Raw genomic sequence first — 21929 nt, forward strand, 5'->3', positions numbered from 1 at the left:
TCGGGCTCTTTTACTATCATAGCTATTATGCCTAGGAAAGATAGCTTCCAATCGAAACGATATCGGCAAATACGCCTGAAGCCGTTACTTCAGCACCCGCCCCGGGGCCTTTGATCACCAGCGGGCGATCATGGTAACGCTTCGTGGTGAAAGAAATGATGTTGTCGGCACCTTCCAGAGCGTACAGCGGATGATTAGGCCCAACGGCTTTCAGGCCAATGGTAATTTTGCCACTCTCCAGCGTAGCCACGTAACGTAGCTTTTCGCCTTTGGCATCGGCATCATCCACCCATTTCTCGAATACGGCATTACAGTTCTCCAACTCTGCAAAGAAATCATCCACCGAAGGAGCATTCTGGCAACTTTCAGGCAGTAAGGGTTTTATTTCGATATCTTCGAAATTCAGTTGCATCCCAATTTCACGAGCCAGAATCAGGATTTTTCGAGCTACATCCTGACCACTTAAATCGTCGCGAGGATCGGGTTCGGTGTATCCTTTGGCTTTCGCTTCGCGAACCACTTCCGCAAAACGTAATCCCGGACGGAAATTGTTGAAAATGTAACTCAGTGTTCCCGAGAAAACGCCTTCAATTTTCAGGAAACGATCCCCCGACGCGATGAGTCCCTGAATGGTATTAATGACGGGTAAACCCGCCCCGACGTTGGTTTCGTACAGGAACTTTACTCCTTTTTTCAAAGCCATACGATGACGACGAGCGTACTCTTCATAAGAAGCCGCGTTGGCCGTTTTATTAGGCGTAACGATGGAAACCGAAGCTTCCAGCAGGCCTTCGTAATAGTCTACTATCGATTTATTCGCCGTACAATCAACGAAGATACTGTTTGGTAAATTGAGCGTTTTGATCCGTTCGATAAAGCCCGACAGATCGGCCTTTTCCCCATCGTGATCCATGCGTTCATCCCAGTGTTCCTTGGAAATACCGCCTTCGTCAATCACCATAACCCGGCTGTTGGTTACGCCAATCAGACGAATCTTCAGGTTGCGGAATTTCCGCATGTAACTCTCCTGCTGCGACAACTGATTGAGTAACGTCTTTCCAATCAGTCCCGTACCCATCAGGAACATGTTCAGCGTTTTTACCTGATCGGCAAAGAAGCTTTCGTGAATAACATTCAGTGCTTTGGAAAGATCTTTCCGCTCAATCACAACTGAGATGTTCAGCTCCGAACTTCCCTGAGCCGTAGCCACGATGTTAATCCCATTTTTACCCAGCACGGAGAACAAACGGCCCGAAACGCCCGTGTGCTGACGCATGCCTTCACCCACTACGGCAATTACGGAAAGGTTTTCCTGAATATCCACGCCTTCTACGTCCCCCATGCGAAGTTCATTGGCGAACTCCGTTTCCATGATTTCCCGCACTTTGGCTGAGAATTTAGGATCAATAGCAAAACAGATGGAATGCTCAGAAGAAGCCTGTGAAATCAGAATGACCGAAATTTCGTGGCGAGCCAGCACGGTAAATAACTTAGCCGAAACCCCGGCTACTCCAATCATTCCCGAGCCTTGCAGGTTAACCAAAGCCAGGTTATCAATGGAACTGATCCCCGTAATTGTATACTCATGCGGCGGAGCCTGACGTGTGACAATCGTACCCGGATGCGAAGGATCAAAGGTATTGAGTACCTTGATGGGGATATTTGCTTTGAACGCTGGCGTTAAACTGGGTGGGTAAATCACCTTGGCTCCAAAGTGCGTCAGCTCCATCGCTTCCGCATAGCTCACCACGGGAATCGTAAAGGCGTTACGAACCTTTCGGGGATCGGAAGTCATCATGCCTGGTACGTCCGTCCAGATTTCAATTACCGAAGCATTCAGAGCGGAGCCAAAAATACTGCCCGTATAATCTGAGCCCCCACGACCTAAGGTTGTGGTAATACCATCTTCAGTCGAACCGATGAAGCCGGTAATGAGCTGTAAACTTTTATTTTTTGAAAAATGATGCTGAATCAGGTGGTTGGTTAACTCAAAATTTACCTCGGCCTGCTGGAAGCTGGCGTTGGTTTTAATGAGTTTACGGGCATCGAGAAAGTCACAGTCTACGCCCTGATCTTTCAATACTTCAGTTACTAAGGTCGTAGAGAGACGTTCCCCAAAACTTACTAACAAGTCAGACGTGCGAGGTGAAATTTCCCGAATCAGGGTAATCCCCCGCAGCAGATCTTCCAGTTCATTGAAAAGTCCCATCACATCAGCAATCACACGACTGCGAAAACGGGGGCCAATGAAATGATTAATAACTTCCAGGTGACGATCCGATGCTTTCTTGAATACGTCGCGATATTCTTCATTACGAGCAGCCCGGCTGCCCATTTCGAGCAAATGGTTGGTAAAACCACCCATGGCCGAAAAAACTACGGCAATTTTCTCACCGCGTTGAAGATTATCATGAATAATGCCCAAAACCGCCTCAATGGCTTTGATGCTTCCTACGGAGGTGCCGCCAAACTTTAGAACTTTCATACGCTAATGAACGGCCTGATCGCCGTCCCGATAAAGTAAATGAGCCTCTGGGGAATAGGCTATTTAGACAATAGAGCCGCAAAGATAGCCGAGACACCCATTATGCAGGTGAAGAATTAGAAATTCTGATGGAGAAAAGCCAATTCACCCCATTTATTTACTCAGTTAATTCGGGAAGAGAAATAGATTATTTGGCTAAAAACGAAAAAATCCCGAAGTTTTCGAAGCTTCGGGATTTTACTTGGTTCAGAGCGATTGTTCCATCTTTTCTCCCTGATGCCACCAAAGTTCATTGAACTTCTGGCCATTTTTACGTAAGAATTCAAAAGAACCTTCTTCCAGAATCCGCCCTTTGTCCATGACGTAGACGTAATCGAAATCCCGCAAGAGGTGCAGTCGGTGCAAAGAAGAAATAATGGCTTTATCCGAGAACGCCTTAAACATGCTGTTGTAAATCAGGGCTTCCGTTTTGGGATCGACACTGGAAGTAGGTTCATCCAGTAATACCACCTGACTTTCCTGAGCCGCCAGAATGCCCCGAGCCAGAGCCAACCGCTGTTTTTGTCCACCCGAAAGGTTAACTCCTTTTTCCTGAATACTTGATTCCAATCCCTGAGGCAACTGCTCAACGACCGTCTGAAAATGAGCGATTTCACAAACCTCCCGAATCGTTTCTTCCGTAAAGGGCAACCCTAGCGTGATGTTGTAGGCAATGGTATTTTCAAAAATTTCAGGCTCCTGCGGAAATAGCGTCACCGTATCATAAAGTGTACCCATGCTTTGAGCTTCTACGCCATCTACTTTTAATTGAGCACCTTCTTTGGGTTCGTACAGTCCTCTCAATAAGGCAAGTAAGGTACTTTTTCCGCTGCCACTTTCGCCGATTAATGCGATGCGTTGGCCCCGTTGAATACGTAAATGGAGGCCATGCAAACCCGTAATCTGCTCCGTCTGGTGAGAGAAGTTGATGTTATGAAGCGTGATTTCTTTCCAGTTTTCAGGCACTTTGGTAGCAGCTTCCGGGCGGTGATGATCGTTATAGGCTTCTGCAATCTCATTGGCCGCCTGTAAGTCGGTATTATGCCGAATGATGTCCGTATACTGCCAGGCTACGTCCTGAAAAACGCTGGTAAACTGATTGACGTATCCTAGTAACGTTACCAAACCACCGACGGCAAAAGCTCCCGTTGGACTATAATTCTGGTAGACATAGCCCAGCGTGATAACCGCGTAGATCAGACCAATCATCATTTCGGCGGTAAACCATTTCCATTCATTAATGACTGCCGTTCTGCGAAAAGGCTGGTACATAGCGGATACTTTCCCCAGCAAACCCGTTTCCATGCTTTTTTCCAGTCGAAGCGTAATGACCGTAATGATGTTGGAAAGGCTGTCAAACAAAGTTGCGGAAACCGTGTGCTCATGTTCGTTCACCTCATTTAATGATCTAATGAAAGGTTTGTCAAACATGAAAATAACCCGCAGGGTAATCGCCCCAATGAGCACTCCAATGGTTCCGAAAACCGGGGAAAAGTAGAGCATCGCACTCAGCGAAAATACGAATTTGGCCAGAGCGTGTAAGTAAACGAAGCCATTCTGGAAAAACTCCCGCAGAGCTTCAAAAGCTTTTCGAATCCGGTTAATCGTCGCTCCCGAGTGGTGATCTTTGTGCCATTTCACGGGCAGGTGGAGTGCCTGATGATACCGTTCCTGAAGGAAATTTCGACTTAGATTGAAGGCTAGTTCCCGCTCCATTACCCGGGCTGGGCCGTGACAGGCCCAGAACAGAAAACGAATCAGTAAATAGCCCAGAGCGTACCAGAGGGCATAACGCAGGGCATGCATTCCATCCTGCTGAAGCTTATTAACCAGCCAGCCCAGCATCAGCGGCAAGGCTGCTTCAATTAAGTTGGAAAGAATAAAAAGAGCGTACACGAGCAGATACCTTCGACGTTCCTGTCGGGCATACTGCCAGGCCGTGCGTAGCAGTGAGATATAAGGATTATTCATGGTTTCGGGATGGATGGGAAAATCGGCTTGCGAACTTTCAGGAAACTTTAGTTACTGAAATACTCCGCGAATCATCAGCATTACTCTCAATCCGTACCGATAAATAAGCTTCGGGCCAGAGATGAGGTATCTGGGAAGGCCATTCGACGAAACAAAAGTTCCCGGAATAAAAATATTCTTCAACTCCGATATCAAAAGCCTCTATTTCGGACTTAATCCGGTAGAAATCAAAATGATAAATGGTGTCATTCTGATCCGTAGAATATTCATTCACCAAGGCAAACGTTGGGCTTTGCACCGTTTGAAGCACTCCTAGTTCACGACATAAAGCCTTCACGAATGTGGTTTTGCCCGCTCCCATCTCTCCTTCGAATAACCATACCCGCAAATCCTGGCCGTAAGCCAGTACCTGACGAACCGTTTCGGGTAAATCCGCCAATGAGGCACAATGAAAAACTTTCTCCTGCATGAATGTATCTCTAAGAATTTAGGCGGGTATTACCTTTTGCAGACGTTCCACAATTTCAGCCACCGCCGGGCAAACCTGGGTATTCGCCAGCGTTAAGTCCAGAATCTGGTGCATCCGCCGCCGATCCGTGTGCGGGTATTCCCGACAGGCTTTGGGCCTTACCTCATAAATGGAACAATAATTGTCGTAACCTAAAAAAGTACAGGGCGAACTGTTTAGGACATAATGCCGGTCTTCATCCATGTGAAGATAGCGAGCAATCAAATCCGCTGGACGCATCCGCAGGTGTTTGGCAATCCGCTCAATATCGGCATCCGTGAAGATGGGACTGGTAGTTTTGCAGCAATTGGCACAGGTGAGACAATCCATATCGTCAAAAACTTCTTCGTGCAATTGCTCAAAAGCTTCGTCTAATTTTTTAGGTTTACGGGCCTTAAGCCGGTTCAGATACCGTTTGTGCTCCGCGTAACGCTCGTTCATTTTACAAAATTAATCTAATTAGTTTTCTGTTTGCAGTTTTCTGTTGATGTAACATATAACCAACCACAGGGTTACTCAAAGTTGTAAGTCTTATGATCCTGTTCTTTACGGATTTGCAATCTGAAAGAGATCTATTACTCTGAGTAACCCAGTGGTTCCGTCAACAGAAAACCGGAAACTGTAAACTCTATATCTATGATACGTACCGCTCTAGCGGGTTTTGGAGATTCTGCCCGTTACCTTCATGCCCCTTTTATACTCGCCAATTCCTCTTTTCAACTCACGCATGTGTTCGAACGTTCCAAAAATCGAGCAGCAGAGGTTTTTCCTTTTGTAACGACCGTTCGCAGTTTTGAAGCCCTGCTCGAAGAGCCTTCGATTGATCTCATTATCATCAATACGCCCAACGAAACGCACGCTGATTATACCCGGCAAGCTCTAGAGGCGGGCAAGCACGTGGTCGTTGAAAAGCCTTTTACGCCTACCGTTGAGGAAGCCGAAGAGTTAACGCAGTTAGCCAAAGAAAAAAACCTGGTATTAACTATATACCATAACCGTCGCTGGGATAGTGATTTTCTGACCGTTAAGGATGTACTGGAGTCGGGAGAACTGGGCGAAATTTTGAGTTATGAAGCTCATTATGACCGCTATAAGCCCATTTTGAACGTAAAAGGCTGGAAAGAAAAGCCGTCTCCCGGTAGTGGAACACTCTACGATCTCGGTTCGCACATTCTGGATCAGGCCCTGCATCTGTTTGGTATTCCTACTAAAGTCTGGGCTGACATCTGGACGCAACGGGAAGGTTCCACCATCCATGATGCCTTTGATCTCCATCTGACTTATGATAAACTTCGGGTTCGCTTACGTTCAAGCTTGTTAGTTCTCGAACCCGCTCCTCGTTATACCATCAATGGAACGTTGGGAAGCTTTCTAAAACCCGGTATTGATATTCAGGAAGATCAATTGAAAGCCGGAGAAATCATGCCCGGTCACCCTAATTTTGGTGTAGAACCAGAGTCGCTTTGGGGCATGATCCACACTCAGTTAGGCGATACTTCCATCAAACGAAAAATAGAAAGTCACGCTGGGAACTGGGGTCTTTTTTACGAAAATGTAGCCGATGCGATCCTGAACGGAGCTGAGCTTGCCGTGAAGCCTGAACACGTCATCAATCAGATTAAAGTCATCGAGGCTGCCTTTTTAAGTACGCAGACGGGTAACGCCGTTTCTCTACGATAATTGGTAAAAGATCGGAAAGTTTTTGGCAGACTTTCCGATCTTTTTCTTTCTTTCAAGCACCATTTCTGCCTGTAAATAGTTATAGTTGCATCTTGAAATGGAGGCTATGGAAACAGTTCAATCTAAAAATACTTCAATTCGTACCCACTCATTATCCAATCTATGGAGTACGGCTGAACGCGGAGGTTACCCTGCCGCGTTGTGGCGGTTACCACGAGCAAGTGAAAAACAGTTAATCATTGACTTATCGAGCGAAGACCGCCGTACCAAGATTGATCTGGAAGAATTGCCCGCTGGTTTTGCCATTAGTCCGTTTATAAATCCCGAAGGAGATCAGACGCGTTTTTTAAGGGCTGATCTTTATTTTTCTTTTGATTCAGAAGAAAATTTAGTGGCCGAAAAGACTTCCCCCTCGGCTGACTTCTGGCGAATTCAGGCATTTGAAGACGATGCCTTTGAGGAAGTGGATGCTCCCGACTATAACCTGTCTCCCATTCCGCTAGATCTAGAGTCGTTGAGTGAGCGGGAGAAATTTGAAGAATCGGTGCGGCAGGCAGTTACGGAGATGAAGCTCGGTGCTTTTCAGAAGGTTGTACTTTCGCGAAGAAAATGGGTGCAACTACCGGCCCAATTCGATCATGTGGCGGCTTTTCATCGCCTTTGTGAAGCGTACCCGCATGCGTTTATTTCCTTGGTTTCCTTACCCGAATCGGCCTGTGTCTGGCTGGGTGCTACGCCCGAAATTCTGGTTAGTCAGGACCAACAGGGTATGTTCAGAACCATGTCGCTGGCCGGAACGCAGTCCGCTCTGGATGAGAATAATCATCCTATTCCCTTGGGCGAAGCTCGCTGGTCGCACAAGGAGATTGAGGAACAGGCTCTGGTGAGTCGTTATATTATTGAATGCTTCAAGAAAATCCGATTACGGGAATACGCTGAAAGCGGCCCACAGACGGTAAAAGCAGGTAATCTTCTGCATTTACGGACGGATTTTAAGATTGATACTAAATCCGTTAACTTCCCGCAACTGAGTACGGTTATGCTGGATTTGCTGCATCCTACGTCAGCCGTTTGCGGCACGCCTAAATCTTCTGCTCTCCGATTTATTGAACATTACGAAGCCTACGACCGCACCTATTACAGTGGTTTTTTAGGTCCAGTGAATATCAATAATGAATCTCATTTGTTTGTGAACCTTCGTACGATGAAGATCGAAGGCGATCAGGCGATTCTTTACGCCGGAGCGGGTATTACTGAAAGCTCTGTCCCCGAACAGGAGTGGAACGAAACCGAAATGAAGTGCCAGACTTTATTGTCAGCTTTGCTTTAGTAGTTAGTTTTCAGTTTGTTGTTGTCAGTTTTCAGTTGGGTAACTAGGGAGTTACTCGAAGTAAGGACTCTTTGGATTTCTCATTCCACGGCCCAGATAAAATCTAATGGAAAACCCCGGGTTTGACACCTGGGGTTTTCCATTCTTAAACCCTGCTGGGGTTATCCTGCTCATATTTGGATTTACGACCCAGAGCTTCCCCGGATTTTATCCGGGGCTATCCATATTCAACCCCGCTGGGGTTGTTATTATGATAGGTTTACGACCAATAACCCCAGAGGGGTTAAACATGGATAGCTTCGGCCTGGAGGTACACAGGCTGGATAGTCCCAGGCTGGATAGAACCGAATGAAATCCGGGGACACGGTTGGTAATGATAGCTTATTTCATACCTGAAGGATATGTCATTACTTAATCATCCGCGTCTGTCATTCAGAGCGAAGCGAAGAATCTTATGGCCATTTGCGAGCTGGTTGGGTCATGCGGTAACTTGAATAAATCAACCCCGCCCCATTTCACAGAAGGTCTCTCACTGCGTTCGAGAGATCAGGGATCATACCCAGTTTTTCCTTTATAGAAACTCCACTGGTGGAAGATTACATCTCGTACCTAAAATAAGGCAGAAACCCAGAGGTCCTGAGCAAAGCTTTAGTTACCAACGGAAAACTGAAAACTACAATCTAACTACTCCCTGAATTGCAGGACGTTCGAAGAATTGATGAAGACCGGCAGCAAGTTATTACCCGTGGAGCTAGTTGATTTAACTGGCGTCGGCAAGGGCTTCTGAGCTACTTTTTTCCGGGGAAAGATATAGTTGAAGCTCTTGGTATAAAGCACACTTCCGCCCACCGTCGGCGTGTTCTGGTTGATGGTACTTTGCAGGAATGTATTCTGCGGGAAACGGCTAAAGGCTTTCAAACGCCAGCGGGCATCAGGAGTGACAGTCCATTCGGCTGCCCAGTCACCAATCAGATTGGCATTTTGCGTACTGTACACCGAAGAAAACCCTCCATCTCGACTGATAGTCAATCCATTACCAAAGTTGTAGGAAACCCTTGCTCGCAACTGATCGGCCAAAGTCGAATTTGAGCCAATGATATTAACCGTATTAATATCCACCTCTACCCCATTTGCTACTTTCGAGAGGATATCACTTAAGACACTCGTCCCGGTTTCGGCTAGTAGATTCAGTAACGTTCCCTGCGAGAAAGAAGCCTGCGAGTTCTGCGGTAACAAACGACCCGAAAAAAGCACGCTACTGACCTGATTATTCAGCTCCTGCTCATCATTGGCAATGCGGGCTTCAAAGGCCTGCACCGAACCCGAAAACTGGGGTTCCAGCGGATATTCCTTGATTTTTAAACCAAAGGCAACGTTTGGTTTCATTAAGCGATCCTTCAAACTAATCGTTACCTCTACGGGATACGCCCGCCGGGCCTGAGCGGAAGAGGTTTGCTCATTCGTCAGGTTCATGATAGGGGTCAGCGACGTTAGTTTCGTGTAAGAAGCTTTTACATCCACAAAGGCCTCATAAGGATCGCCGTACCAACTGATGCGGCTGTTGGGCTGGATGGCAAATTCTTTCGAAACCAGAGCCTCGTATTTATAGAAGTATTTCCCTTTTTCCAGTTCGTAACTTCCCCGCATGGAGAAATCCCCTTTGGTATCCACTTCCAAAGCCAGGTTACTATTTCCATAGGCTTCCAGTCGGTCGCCCGTGCGACGATCCAGTACCAGAATACACTTGGCATCGGGGGTAATATTAAAGTTGAAATCCATCCGAATACCCGTGCGAACCCGACGTTTCAGGCTAAAATCTTCCTCTTTTTTCTTAGGAATGGCCAGATTAACAAACTGGATATAATCGGTATTACTTACTTCACTGGCATTGTCAATTGGAATGGTAATCTCCGTTCCGGGACGCGTGGTCGCGTTAGATTTAATCACCAGATTTTCCAGCGTCCCTACACTCTCTACGCTTACATCGCCCGTAACGTAAGCTTTTCCGAAGAACAACTTATTCTCCTTAATGGTGGTATTCAGTACTTTGAAGTTCCGCAAATTGGCTTTCAAATCCAGAGCGTAATTCCCATTGCCACCCGAGTAAAGTCCAATCCGCACATTTCCGGGGTTACCTTCTTCATCCGTCACCGCCATTTTCGCTAATGCTTCACTTCCCCGGAACCGAATGGTATCCGCGAAATTCAATCGAACGCCCAGGTAATCGAACCGTAATTGACCTTTTTTTACGTCTGCTAGTCCCCGAATCTGTGGCGATTTAGGGGTTCCTTTAATGGTTAACTTTCCACTCGCCTGACCTTTAATTTCGGAGAATAAGCCTTCCACGAAAGGTTCAAAAATCTGTAAATCCGTACGATTCAGGTTTGCGGCTAAATCCAAAGCATTTTCTCCCTGATCAGGCGTGTAAGTGCCTTTTATGTTCAGAATCGGATTATTCATCCGATCTACATTCACGTTCACATTCACCCGCTGATTGGCCTTGTCCCACTGCGAAGACGCGTCTACGTTACCGATCAGAAAGCCTTTATACACCAGCTCGTCGATGTTGAGTTTTCCATCCAGATTGATATTCTCGTAGGCGTCCCGCATTCGAACATCCCCATTAAGCGTCCCGTTGATTTTCACCTGCAAAATCGGTTCAAGCGTTTGCAGATTAAAGTCACGGGCGTTCAGTAATAACGTTTCCTGCGGATTTTCTGATACTCTTCCGTTTAAAGCAATGGACTGTTCTGTATTCTGGAAGGTCAAATCTTTCACGTCCACCGTTGAACCCGTCAATCGAATCATATTACCCGTGTTCACATTCCAGTCCTGATCCAGAATTCGGATTCTGGAACGACGGAAGTGTAGATCAGTACCTTCGGCTCTAAAGAAGATATCTCCGTTTAAACTCAGGCGGTTTGTACTGGCTTTCTGCTGTAACCGACTGGTAAAAGCAATGTGATCTTTATCCCAGGAAGCTTCCACCTGAAGATTTTCGGTGGGAGAAGCGGAATAAATCTGCTGATTATCAGAGGTAATAACGGCAGAAGCCAGCACATCATTCTGATGGGCAAACTTCGAAGTATTGATATCGACTTCGGAGTGGAAGAATTTATATCCCCCCATTAAAAGCGTGTCGGCTTTCGCATTCAGCGTAAAAACGGAGGTATTTCCCATCGTGAAATTACCCTCCACTTTACTATTGGGAGAGAGGTAACCGTCAGGATAAAGAAAAGCCATCAATGGCCGGGAATCTTTAAATTCGACGGCATAATTCAGATTATAGGGGTTTGGAATGGGCTTGGTAGCCTTTTTCTGGTAATAACTTTGCCGGGCAGAATCCAGCTCGGTGAAGTAGATTTTATACTCTTCAATCAGATTGGGTAAATCCTTCAAAGCCTGCGAAAGCTTAAAGGGACCCTCTACGCTGGCATTCAGAATATCGGTTTGCAGGGAGATATACCGCTTATCCACCGGTTTGGGCATAAACAGATACAGCGTATCAATCAGAAGGTTCCGATCACCGTCCTTTAAGTCACGGGTTAAATAGGTGTTTTTCAGGCGAGCTACGCCGTACATTTCGTCAATATCCAGTCCCGTCCAGACGACGTGTACTTCCGACTGCAAACGCATGTTTTCTTCGGAAATACCCAGCGGATGTAGCATCGCCTTGCGAATCGTTCCGTCAATATCGAAGTAATTCCGTTTTTTCCGAATATCAGCTTTACCCGTCAGATCGAACACCAGATTGGTATCCTGCATAGCAATTCGTCCATCGAATTGACCTAACTGTAGATTCCCGTCAACGCGAATATGACGGTAATCGTACCCCTGAAAACCAAACCTACGAACGTCAGTATTCAGCTTCACTATGGCCGTTTCCTTATCAAAACCCTTGCCTTCAATCTGCCCTTTCAGATCAATCTTCTGAAGCATCTTCGGATCGTTAATCAAATCGCCCAGAGCAAAATTAACCAGCTCAATATCCCCCTTATAGGTTGAGTTATCGATCTTGTCAGCAATTTTCATGCTTAAGTTGGGCTTCGCAATGCCGTATCGGGTCTTCAACGATCCATTCGCCCGGAAATCATTATAGCGTCCGGCAAACAGTCCTGTGTATTCCAGCGTACCAAAATCATCCAGCGTTTCAGCGGCTGTTTTGCCCGTATACTGAGCCAGATCCTGAGCGTTGGTAGAGAACTGCGTCAGGTTGAAATTCATGTCGGTGGTTTCAAAATCGGGCAGGCCCTTAAACGCGAAAACACCCGCCGCCTGGCTTTTCTTGCCATACCGCAGGTCTTTAGCCCAAAATTTGAAATTCCGAACGATACCATCAAAATGCCCCGTCGCTTCCCACCGATCATTGAATTCGTATAACGGTCGCGAGAAACGGGCCAGGTCATTCGCATACACCACACTATGATCCAGATCGGCTAGAATGCGGACTTTCTCGTTAAAATCGCCCAGATCACGACTTCGTTTGTACCGGAATTCAATGTGCTTGCGAAGTGTGGAGCGATTCACCTGTACCAGCAAGTTTTCAAACCGCATCTGTTCCGAAGAAAAGAAAAACTTGGTATCGAACTTATGAATCCGCATTTGAGCCACCCGATCAATTCCTCGCAGGTTTGTAATATCGGCGGCAATGGTATCGGCAAAAACCAGAAAGTTTTTTACGTCTCCACTTAAGTCATTGATCACAAAATGATTGTAATCAAAAGTCCCCTTTCGGTTCAGAGGTTGGGTTCGCGGATCGTCGTAATGGAACTCTCCGGCTTCCACTTCTCCGGTTCCAATGGTAAACGGAATAATTTTGGGCGGGCCTTTACGGGGTGTTTTCGGAGCCGTTAATCGATCAATTGCCGCAATGAATCCATCAATATTCAAATCTCCGCTCGGCTGAACAACCAGACGGACATCGGGATTGACTAGCTTGACTTTATCGAGGTGAATATTGGTACTGGCGGAGTCGATCAGGTTAAAGAGGGAAAGATTAACTTCCAGCCGATTCACGTCAATCATCGGCTGACGTAACGTGTCAGGAATCGAAACCTTCTCCAGAATCAGGTAATCAGGAAACTGGTAGTTCACCCGTCCAATGGTTATCGGATATTGTGTTTCCTTATAGAACCAGTCAGTGATGTAACGGGTAATCCTGGTCTGCACTTTCGGAATCCGCAGAAACGCCATGATACTTACGCTCAACCCAACCGTCAATAAAAAGAAGAAGGTAACGTTTCGGATTAAAATCGGAACTTCCTGACGAATCAGGCTGGCGACTTTGCTTCGTACAGCAGGAAAAAAAATAATCAGGAATAGCCCTACTAGTGCGGCGGGTAATCCTACCAATAGCAGTCCCCTTTTTATTTCCGTAATCTGATTGGGAGTAAGGGTTATCCAGGCTAAATAATGACCTACGCTCAGCCCAATGACTGCCACTACGAGGAGTGTCAGCAGAAATCGGGATATAAAACGCAGTAAGTAAGTCATCATGGAAAAGAAAGACAGTCAATGAAACAGCAGTAAACCTGCCATCAATAACTGTTTTTAGAACGTTTCAGGCGTACTTTTGTTGATAGTTCAGTAGTTAAAATTAATAAAATCAGGCCGAAACCTTCGGTTACTCCCCAGATTATGGTATTACTTGCCATCGAATCTTCCTGCGATGAAAGCTCCGCTGCGGTGCTGATAGACGGGCAGATTCGTTCCAATATCGTAGCAACTCAGCTTATTCATCAGCAATACGGCGGCGTAGTGCCCGAATTAGCGTCCCGAGCCCACCAGCAACACATCGTGTCGGTGGTACAGGAAGCCTTAGCACAGGCCAAAGTTACAAAAAAGGACCTGAACGTGATTGCCTTTACCCGCGGGCCAGGCTTATTGGGAGCTTTATTAGTAGGAACTTCCTTTGCTAAATCGCTGGCCATGGGTCTGAACATTCCGTTAGTAGATGTCCACCACATGCAGGCTCACGTGCTGGCTCATTTCCTGCAAACGCCTCATCCCGCCTTTCCTTTTCTGTGCTTAACGGTTTCGGGCGGACATACGCAAATTGTACTCGTCCGGGATTACCTCGACATGGAAGTCATCGGAGAAACGCAGGACGATGCCGTGGGCGAAGCCTTCGACAAAACGGCGAAACTCCTGAACCTTCCCTACCCTGGTGGCCCTTTGATTGACAAATATGCTAAAGAAGGTAACCCCGAACGGTTTCCTTTTCCGGCTGTGGATACGCCCGGATTAAGTTATTCTTTCTCTGGAATCAAGACGGCCATATTATACTTTTTAAAGAAAGAAACGGCTCAGAACCCTAACTTCATTGAAGAAAATCTGGCGGATATCTGTGCTTCGGTGCAGGCGGCGTTAGTTCGAACGTTATTAACCAAACTCAAACGAGCCGCCCGCGAAACAGGTATTCGGGAAATTGCCATTGCTGGTGGTGTTTCCGCAAATTCTGGTTTACGGAAAGAACTTCAGGAAACGGGCGATAAACTCGGCTGGAATGTCTACATCCCTGATTTTGAATATTGCACGGATAACGCCGCCATGATCGGCATGGCTGGTTATTACAAAGCCGTACGAGGTGAATTCTGCCCGCAAACCGTTTCTCCTTTACCCCGAATGGACTGGTAATCACAAACATCGAGCCCACTGCATTTCCATGAAGCAGAAAATGCAGTGGGTTCGATGTTTGTCAAATTCTTGTAAAGATTCGATTGTAAAACGTCGACTATCAATCGAATAACCGCAGCGGCCGCCGTTAGAAACGATCAACTACTTTTGTTATCTATTATTACTTAAACGTCTTTTCGTATTCGTCTGGCTTAAAGCCCAAAGCCACTATCTTTCCATTGGACTCAATCAAAGGGCGGCGAATGACGGACGGTTTTTCCAGCATTAAGGCTACCGCAGAAGCTTCGTCCGTTGGTTTTTCTTCAAGTTTTTTCCAGGTCGTTCCGGCTTTGTTGACCAAGTCCTCCCAGGGTTTCTGCGTTAACCAATGTTCAATGATTTCCCGACTAACTCCCTGCCTTTTGTAATCGTGGAATTGGTACGTAATGCCCTGATCGGCGAGCCATACGCGGGCTTTTTTTACGGTATCACAATTCGGAATGGCGTATAACGTATACATATGTATGCTGGCAAATCAGGTTATTTATCAAACTTACGCAAACCTGAAATTTTCAAACTAATGAGTATTTCACGAAAAAAGAGCGGCATTCCCAAGGGATACCGCTCTTTTTTGTCTGTTCTTAGATCCTATTTTCTAGGTTCGCGTTTTTCCAGGAATGATCCAATGTAGAACGCAGAAACCATCAGCAATACGAAGAATGCCAGAGGAACATAAGTAGGAAGTGGAATATTCAGTAACATATCTGTGTAATGATCAGTGTTCAGAATTCGGTACGTGCAAAAGTAAGCCACAAAGCTTAAACTCTAAAACCATTTTTCAAATTACAGCACACCTTTTGTACTGGGCAGATTATTGAGCTCTTTTACTTCCCGGCGAACGGCCATTTTAATGGCTTTTGCCCAGGCCTTAAAGATGGCTTCAATTTTATGATGCTCGTTATCCCCTTCTACCTTAATATTCAGGTTCGTAAGCGAAGTATCGGTAAAGGATTTGAAGAAATGGTGGAATAACTCCGTTGGCATATCCCCAATTTTCTCCCGGCGGAAATCCGCCTCCCAAATCAGCCAGGGGCGACCGGAAAAGTCAATGGCTACCTGAGCCAGAGCCTCGTCCATGGGTAATAAAAATCCGTAACGGGCAATGCCGCGTTTGTCACCCAGGGCTTTGCGGAAGGCTTCGCCGAGAGCTAAAGCGGTATCCTCAATGGTATGGTGTTCGTCAATGTGCAGATCGCCCTTGACTTTAATGGTCAGATCCAGTCCACCGTGTTTAGCTAACTGATCCAGCATGTGATCTAAGAATCCAAGACCAGTCTCAATGTTGGCTTTACCCGTTCCATCCAGGTTAAGTTCAACAAAAATCTGCGTTTCCTTCGTATCGCGTTGAACCCGTCCGATTCGGTCTTCGAGTCTTACTTTCCGGTAAATTTCATCCCAATCAGGTGTAGCCAAAGCCACTACGGCTTCCAGCTCGGGGGTTAATAAGCTACGTTCGGATTCCTTATAATCGGGCTCCACCAGAATCGCTTTTGCCTCCAGATTTAAAGCCAGCCGCACATCCGTCAGACGATCACCAATCACGTAACTATTCGCCAGATCATAACTGCCGTCCAGATACTGCGTTAGGAGGCCCGTTCCGGGTTTGCGGGTAGGTAAATTTTGCTCCGGGAATGAACGGTCAATGTGTATTGCGGAGAACTTCACTCCTTCCTTTTCCAGCGTTTTCAACATTTTATTCTGAGCTGGCCAGAAGGTATCTTCAGGAAACGAATCCGTGCCGAGGCCATCCTGATTGGTAACCATGACGAGTTCATAGTCTGTTTCTTCGGCAATTTTCCGAAGGGCAGAAATGGCTTTGGGCAGAAATTCCAGTTTTTCAAGGGAATCAATCTGAAAATCGGTTTGCGGCTCTACGATAATCGTTCCGTCCCGATCTATGAATAAGGCTTTTTTCATGTAAACGATTTTGCTGCAAATTTGAATAAGAATCAGTGACTTTGAACGGTTATCGGCTCATTTGATGAACAGATTCCAGGAAAATTTACAAACAATGATACATTTCATTGATTATACTGGATTTTTCCACCACATAGTACAATTTAGTTGCAGAAGCGAACTCTTTCACCGTATTTTGCATTTGTATTTATAGCAGTGGAAGATATACATAGTTCTGCTGACTAAAAAGGCCTCCCGTCTGCCTTGCTCTGATTAGGTTCGCGTGCCGAACCCTCCTTTGTAGCTCACACTTTGGTCATCAGAAGCCCGACGGATGTGTAGGCATCGTTGTGGTTTATTTTACATCATTTTAAAACCGATTGTACCACAAACTTCCTGTTTGTGACGTCTTTGGTTACAGGCAGCCGCCTGTGGATGACCGGAGCACAAGGAACTCTTGTGGTATTACTAATTCATGGAGAATCAAATTTTATTTGCTGACCTGGGTCTTTCCGACGAGGTTAAGCAAGCCGTCGCGGAAATGGGTTTCGTGGCACCTTCGCCTATCCAGGCAGAATCTATTCCTCACTTACTTGAAGGTCGTGACGTTATTGGCCAGGCTCAAACGGGTACTGGTAAAACTGCCGCCTTTGGTATTCCCTTAATTGACATTATTGACCCTAACGAAAAAGTGATTCAGTCGCTTATTCTTTGCCCCACCCGCGAATTAGCGGTACAGGTATCTGAAGAGCTTCGTCGACTTGCTAAATTCAAAAAAGGGGTATGGATCACTGCTATTTATGGTGGTGACAGTTACGAACGCCAGAACCGTGACCTGCGTAAAGGCTGCCAGATTGTGGTAGGTACGCCGGGCCGGGTAATGGACCATATTGATCGCGGAACACTCCGTCTGGATAATATTCGTTACATCGTATTAGATGAAGCGGATGAAATGCTGGACATGGGCTTCCGGGAAGATATTGAAACGGTATTAGCTGACTGTCCTGAAGATCGTCAAACGGTGTTCTTCTCGGCTACGATGCCTAAGCCTATCATGGACTTAACGAAACGTTACCAGAAGAATCCCCAACTGGTAAAAGTAACGAAGAACGAAGTAACCAATGTTAACATTGAGCAGAGTTGGTATGCCGTTCGTCCAGATGCAAAATTCGAAGCAATGTGCCGTCTGATTGATTTCCACCAAATCAAATTGATGCTGGTGTTTAGTAATCAGAAAGCACGGGTAGACGAAATCGTTGAGCAATTCCAGATGCGGGGTTATGCCGCTGAAGGTCTGCACGGTGATATGCGTCAGGCTGCCCGTACTCAGGTGATGAGCAAGTTCCGTGCCGGAACGACTCAAATCCTGGTAGCAACGGACGTAGCTGCCCGTGGTATTGATGTAGACAGCGTGGAAGCCGTATTCAACTACGACGTTCCTATGGATTCTGAGTATTACGTACACCGGATTGGTCGTACGGGCCGTGCGGGTAAGTCTGGAAAAGCCTTTACGCTGGCTTCAGGTTCAGAAAAATACCGCATCCGCGACATTCAGAACTATACGAAAGTAGAAATCATCCGTGGTAAATTACCCACTTTTGCTGATGTATTTGCAATCAAGAAAAACCGCTTTATCGAACGCGTACAGCAGACGATTGAAGAAGGTACTTCTGAGTTTTACGCTGACGTATTAAGCACCCTCGAAGAAGCTGGACATGAGCCTGCGGCTATCGTATCGGCTTTGGCTCAGTTAAATCTGGGTGGTGTAAAAACAACGGAAGATAACCTGGAAGAACAACCTCGGAATAATAAATTCGAAGGTCGTGATTCTCGCGGTGGTGATCGTAATGGCAGCCGTTTTGGCGAACGTCGCAGCAACGATCGCTTCGGTGATCGTCGTGGTAACACTGCCGAACGTAACGGTAACACGCGTGAGCGGGTTGATCGGGAAGGTAAGCCTTTCCGTCGGGGTGCAGATGCCGGTATGGTTCGTCTGTTCATCAACATCGGTAAGAACTTCAAAATCACGCCTAGCCACATCGTTGGAGCCATCACTGGCGAAACCGGTCTGCCTGGTAAAGTGATTGGTCAAATTGATTTATTTGACAGCTATTCATTCGTGGACGTTCCGAAAGAACACCACCAAACGGTTCTGAGTGCTCTGGATGGCAACACCATCAAAGGCAAACGCGTAAACGTTGAAGTAGCGAAAGGATAATAGGGTTTAGGGTTGTGTGTTAGGGGTTCTGAGTTTTTTATCCTTTACATTAAACCTGCCTATATAAAAAAGCGAGTCTGGGTATCTATTTGATACTCAGACTCGCTTTTTTATTTTAAGCTATTCATTAACTCCGAACGCAAAACTCTCCACACTAAACTATAAACGCCAAACCTGTTAAAGAAAGTTAAGGCTTTAAACGTGGCTGATGGTTTCTTTTCATAGTCTCGAAAATGAAAAAATCATTGATACTATAAACAAAAACGCCATGAAAACCTCCTTGTTAAACAAAGCTTTCTTTTTCGCTGCTACCCTTGTGATTGGTTCTGTTGCCGCTGCTCAGGCTCAGTCTTACGGTCGGTATGATGACCGATATGATCGTCGGGACCGGTACGAAGATCGTCGCTCCGAAAGCCGGGGCCGTTTTAATCCTGAGTTTCGTCAGCAACAACAAAATAGAAGAATTGAGCAGGGAATCCGTTCCGGTCAGTTGAGTCGTCGTGAAGTGCGTAACCTGAAACGCATGCAGGCTGATGCAGATCGTGCCATCTGGTCTGCTCGTGCCAATGGGTACTCTTCCCCCCGCGAACGTTTGATCATTAATGACTTACAGGATCGCATTGACCGGGCCATTACCTGGGAAAAACGCGACGGACAACGTGGTTATGACCGCTGGTAATTCTGGACTTTCATTTCTCTCCATTGCTTTCCTTAATAGAATACCGTAGTAATTGGTTTGACAGGTTATCAAAGTGATCGGTGAACATTTCGCCGATCACTTTTCTTGTTAACGCCTAAAACATTACCTATTTTTCACCGTTATCTACTTGACACATAGCGACTAAGCCGCTTGTAACTAGTTCTATGTGTTCCGGCGATTACAGTCTTTTACTCTTCCAGGTTTCAACCTTATTCAACAAATCAATGATTTCTCCTAAAAACCTCCGTCGTTTCTTCAGTATGGGTGCATTGGCAATGCTCCTGATTCCCGCCGCAGAAGCCCAGGTAGCTTTTAGTCTTCACGGCACCCTGGCAGCTCCAACGCTGGATGATGCCAATACCCGTGGTGGGGCAGGTGCCAATCTGAAATTATTTCTCGGCAAACAATTTGCTATTGGAGCGGCTGCCAAGTACATCAGCCTTTCTTACGAAGCTAATAACAGCATAGGTTTACAGGCCATCGGTTCGCTGATTCCAGTAACGGCTACTGCTGACTATTACCTGACTTCCGGTTTTATTCGGCCCTATATTGGTGGAGAAGCTGGAGCGTATATCCAACGTTATGATTTACGCCAGGGTACTAATAGCCTATACGAATCTAAAACTACCCGATTTGGGGCAGCTCCCAAAGTTGGCTTAGCCATTGCTATCGGAAACTTGGGAATCTTTGCCGAAGGGAATTATCACTTCATCTTTTCAAACAAAGACGGTAGCCCCGATATTACTTCAAGCAGTAACATAAGCTTCAAAAGACCTCAGAACCTTTGGTCGCTTAATGCTGGAATTACCTTCGGATTCCCCAATTCCAATTAATCTACGTTGCGTAGATTAAACAGGAAGTTAGCCTACATTGTGTAGATAAATAGCCTCTTTTTATTGAAAAAGTACTAATTATATTCACATAATTAGTACTTTTTTTATTTTACATTCGTGTATATTCTTGATCTAATAAGCCGTTACAGTTCTTGAAACTCAGGCTTGCTATTTTTTCATTCACTGATCCGATTATACATGAAAAGTACTGCATTAGTACCCCGCCTTCTGCTATTTGTTCTGTTCATCCTCTCTGCTCAGCTCGCTAATGCCCAAATTGCCTATACCTTACATGGTACGGCAGCAGTAGCCAATTACCCCTATGCTCCACTTAAACCCGGTTTTGGGGCTGGGGCCAAGCTGTTTATCACTTCGTATTTTGCCGTGGGAATTGCGGCAAAATATACGGCTCTTGGTTACAAGCATAAACAATCCTCATCTTCGATTATTACAAATACGGGGTCGCTTATTCCTATTACTGCTACTGCTGATTTGTACTTAGCTAAGGGCCCCGTTCGTCCTTACATGGGTCTCGAAGCGGGAGCTTATTTCCATTCCCTCAAAACGGATGTAGAAGGCAATGGCTCTTACAGAGCTACCTATACTAAACTAGGCACTGCTCCGAAGCTTGGTATTTCATTCAAAGTCAACAAGTTATCTCTATTTGCTGAAGGTAGTTATCAGTTTTTATTTGGAAGTACAAACGGGAGTGTAACCGATCAAACCGTAAAGTTCAGATGGCAAACGCCCAATCAATACTGGTTTTTTAACGCCGGAGTCTCTTTCGGAATGCCCTGATAAAAATAATATTTGGCTATTGCCGCTAATATATGTACCCATCTGAGGGTATACACATAGGAGCACAACCCAATGTTGTAGATATTATTACCCATTATTCAAAGCTATGCCAAGCCCTATGTAGGGTTTGGCATCTTTTTTTATATTACCTAAGTACAATTGTTAAACTAGACAACTATCCATGAAAACAATTCGATTCTACGCTAGTATGGCTCTGGTGGCTATGTTAGCTACCTTCAGCACAAAATCATTCGCACAAGTTGGTTTCACGCTTCACGGTACAGCAGCCGCTCCTAATATTGATGGTGCGGAAGTAAAGCCAGGGGTTGGTGCAGGTCTGAAAGTATTCCTTGGTCCTAACGTAGCCGTAGGTGCAGCCGCCAAATACATTGCTCTTTCTTATGATTACAATCAATCAGTTGGAAGCAACGTGGAAAACAAAGGTTCTTTGGTTCCTCTTACTGGTACATTAGACATTTTCCTGACCAGTGGTGTGGTTCGTCCTTATATTGGTGCTGAGGCTGGTGCTTACATCCGTAACACCAAGGCAACCATTTTGGGTAACGAATTCAAAAGCTCACGTACTAACTTCGGTGCCGCTCCTAAAATTGGGGTAGCCTTTGCCTTAGGTGGTGTAGGCCTGTTTGCCGAAGGTGCTTACAACTTCATCTTTGGCAACAAAAATGGTAGTGCAAACATTGGTTCAGGCAGTAATATTAGCTGGGATAACCCAAGCAAACTGTGGGCCGTTAACGTTGGTGTAACCTTTGGTTTCCCACGTACGAACGACTAAGAT

The 21929-nt window shown here is 45.9% G+C and carries 15 protein-coding genes; 8 read left to right on the top strand and 7 right to left on the bottom strand.

What is annotated here, in order from left to right:
- Positions 1 to 31: 31 nt before the first annotated feature.
- The 4 genes from thrA to QE357_RS17745 form a co-directional block, all read right to left on the bottom strand.
- Positions 32 to 2485 (bottom strand): bifunctional aspartate kinase/homoserine dehydrogenase I, encoded by a 2454-nt coding sequence (gene thrA, locus QE357_RS17730; protein ID WP_106637339.1) that lies wholly within the window; start codon positions 2483 to 2485, stop codon positions 32 to 34.
- A 246-nt stretch (positions 2486 to 2731) separates the two neighbouring features.
- A complete protein-coding gene (locus QE357_RS17735; protein ID WP_309710276.1) occupies positions 2732 to 4495 on the bottom strand; it encodes an ABC transporter ATP-binding protein in 1764 nt (587 codons plus the stop codon).
- A 37-nt stretch (positions 4496 to 4532) separates the two neighbouring features.
- Positions 4533 to 4964, bottom strand: a complete 432-nt coding sequence (tsaE, locus tag QE357_RS17740) for a tRNA (adenosine(37)-N6)-threonylcarbamoyltransferase complex ATPase subunit type 1 TsaE (RefSeq protein WP_307141208.1) — start codon at positions 4962 to 4964, stop codon at positions 4533 to 4535.
- Positions 4965 to 4982: 18 nt separating this feature from the next.
- A complete protein-coding gene (locus QE357_RS17745) occupies positions 4983 to 5444 on the bottom strand; it encodes a YkgJ family cysteine cluster protein (RefSeq protein ID WP_106637336.1) in 462 nt (153 codons plus the stop codon).
- 195 nt (positions 5445 to 5639) lie between these two features.
- On the opposite strand from QE357_RS17745, the gene QE357_RS17750 reads away from it, so the two are divergent.
- Entirely contained in the window at positions 5640 to 6683 is a 1044-nt protein-coding gene (locus tag QE357_RS17750; RefSeq protein WP_106637335.1) for a Gfo/Idh/MocA family oxidoreductase, read from the top strand.
- Positions 6684 to 6789: 106 nt separating this feature from the next.
- On the top strand, positions 6790 to 8013 hold the full coding sequence (locus tag QE357_RS17755; protein ID WP_106637334.1) for a chorismate-binding protein: 1224 nt from the start codon (positions 6790 to 6792) through the stop codon (positions 8011 to 8013).
- A gap of 684 nt (positions 8014 to 8697) precedes the next feature.
- Here QE357_RS17755 and QE357_RS17760 read toward each other — a convergent pair.
- Positions 8698 to 13509, bottom strand: a complete 4812-nt coding sequence (locus tag QE357_RS17760) for a translocation/assembly module TamB domain-containing protein (RefSeq protein WP_309710283.1) — start codon at positions 13507 to 13509, stop codon at positions 8698 to 8700.
- 141 nt (positions 13510 to 13650) lie between these two features.
- On the opposite strand from QE357_RS17760, the gene tsaD reads away from it, so the two are divergent.
- Positions 13651 to 14649 (top strand): tRNA (adenosine(37)-N6)-threonylcarbamoyltransferase complex transferase subunit TsaD, encoded by a 999-nt coding sequence (tsaD, locus tag QE357_RS17765; RefSeq protein WP_309710286.1) that lies wholly within the window; start codon positions 13651 to 13653, stop codon positions 14647 to 14649.
- Positions 14650 to 14809: 160 nt separating this feature from the next.
- Here tsaD and QE357_RS17770 read toward each other — a convergent pair whose 3' ends face one another.
- A complete protein-coding gene (locus QE357_RS17770; RefSeq protein ID WP_309710289.1) occupies positions 14810 to 15148 on the bottom strand; it encodes an ArsC family reductase in 339 nt (112 codons plus the stop codon).
- A 323-nt stretch (positions 15149 to 15471) separates the two neighbouring features.
- Complete coding sequence (gene hisB, locus QE357_RS17775) at positions 15472 to 16605, bottom strand: bifunctional histidinol-phosphatase/imidazoleglycerol-phosphate dehydratase HisB (RefSeq protein WP_309710292.1); 1134 nt, start codon at positions 16603 to 16605, stop codon at positions 15472 to 15474.
- A 454-nt stretch (positions 16606 to 17059) separates the two neighbouring features.
- Between hisB and QE357_RS17780 the strand changes: the two genes are divergently transcribed.
- The 5 genes from QE357_RS17780 to QE357_RS17800 all read left to right on the top strand — a co-directional run bounded on the left by QE357_RS17780 (position 17060) and on the right by QE357_RS17800 (position 21926).
- Positions 17060 to 18802 carry a DEAD/DEAH box helicase gene (locus QE357_RS17780; RefSeq protein ID WP_106637329.1) on the top strand — a complete coding sequence of 581 codons (1743 nt, stop codon included), beginning with the start codon at positions 17060 to 17062 and terminating at the stop codon, positions 18800 to 18802.
- 268 nt (positions 18803 to 19070) lie between these two features.
- Complete coding sequence (locus QE357_RS17785; protein ID WP_309710297.1) at positions 19071 to 19481, top strand: hypothetical protein; 411 nt, start codon at positions 19071 to 19073, stop codon at positions 19479 to 19481.
- A gap of 245 nt (positions 19482 to 19726) precedes the next feature.
- Complete coding sequence (locus QE357_RS17790) at positions 19727 to 20335, top strand: hypothetical protein (RefSeq protein WP_309710299.1); 609 nt, start codon at positions 19727 to 19729, stop codon at positions 20333 to 20335.
- A gap of 198 nt (positions 20336 to 20533) precedes the next feature.
- The gene (locus QE357_RS17795; RefSeq protein WP_309710302.1) at positions 20534 to 21133 is read left to right on the top strand and encodes a hypothetical protein; all 600 of its coding nucleotides are present in this window, start codon (positions 20534 to 20536) and stop codon (positions 21131 to 21133) included.
- A 181-nt stretch (positions 21134 to 21314) separates the two neighbouring features.
- Entirely contained in the window at positions 21315 to 21926 is a 612-nt protein-coding gene (locus tag QE357_RS17800; protein ID WP_106637325.1) for an outer membrane beta-barrel protein, read from the top strand.
- The last annotated feature ends 3 nt before the right edge of the window (positions 21927 to 21929 follow it).

The sequence above is a fragment of the Siphonobacter sp. SORGH_AS_0500 genome, assembly GCF_031453245.1.
Classification (GTDB): domain Bacteria; phylum Bacteroidota; class Bacteroidia; order Cytophagales; family Spirosomataceae; genus Siphonobacter.

Bases quoted from the DNA above. Each gene is read 5' to 3' on its own strand.
- thrA (WP_106637339.1), bottom strand. From the start codon at position 2,485: ATGAAAGTTCTAAAGTTTGGCGGCACCTCCGTAGGAAGCATCAAAGCC.
- QE357_RS17735 (WP_309710276.1), bottom strand. From the start codon at position 4,495: ATGAATAATCCTTATATCTCACTGCTACGCACGGCCTGGCAGTATGCC.
- tsaE (WP_307141208.1), bottom strand. From the start codon at position 4,964: ATGCAGGAGAAAGTTTTTCATTGTGCCTCATTGGCGGATTTACCCGAA.
- QE357_RS17745 (WP_106637336.1), bottom strand. From the start codon at position 5,444: ATGAACGAGCGTTACGCGGAGCACAAACGGTATCTGAACCGGCTTAAG.
- QE357_RS17750 (WP_106637335.1), top strand. From the start codon at position 5,640: ATGATACGTACCGCTCTAGCGGGTTTTGGAGATTCTGCCCGTTACCTT.
- QE357_RS17755 (WP_106637334.1), top strand. From the start codon at position 6,790: ATGGAAACAGTTCAATCTAAAAATACTTCAATTCGTACCCACTCATTA.
- QE357_RS17760 (WP_309710283.1), bottom strand. From the start codon at position 13,509: ATGATGACTTACTTACTGCGTTTTATATCCCGATTTCTGCTGACACTC.
- tsaD (WP_309710286.1), top strand. From the start codon at position 13,651: ATGGTATTACTTGCCATCGAATCTTCCTGCGATGAAAGCTCCGCTGCG.
- QE357_RS17770 (WP_309710289.1), bottom strand. From the start codon at position 15,148: ATGTATACGTTATACGCCATTCCGAATTGTGATACCGTAAAAAAAGCC.
- hisB (WP_309710292.1), bottom strand. From the start codon at position 16,605: ATGAAAAAAGCCTTATTCATAGATCGGGACGGAACGATTATCGTAGAG.
- QE357_RS17780 (WP_106637329.1), top strand. From the start codon at position 17,060: ATGGAGAATCAAATTTTATTTGCTGACCTGGGTCTTTCCGACGAGGTT.
- QE357_RS17785 (WP_309710297.1), top strand. From the start codon at position 19,071: ATGAAAACCTCCTTGTTAAACAAAGCTTTCTTTTTCGCTGCTACCCTT.
- QE357_RS17790 (WP_309710299.1), top strand. From the start codon at position 19,727: ATGATTTCTCCTAAAAACCTCCGTCGTTTCTTCAGTATGGGTGCATTG.
- QE357_RS17795 (WP_309710302.1), top strand. From the start codon at position 20,534: ATGAAAAGTACTGCATTAGTACCCCGCCTTCTGCTATTTGTTCTGTTC.
- QE357_RS17800 (WP_106637325.1), top strand. From the start codon at position 21,315: ATGAAAACAATTCGATTCTACGCTAGTATGGCTCTGGTGGCTATGTTA.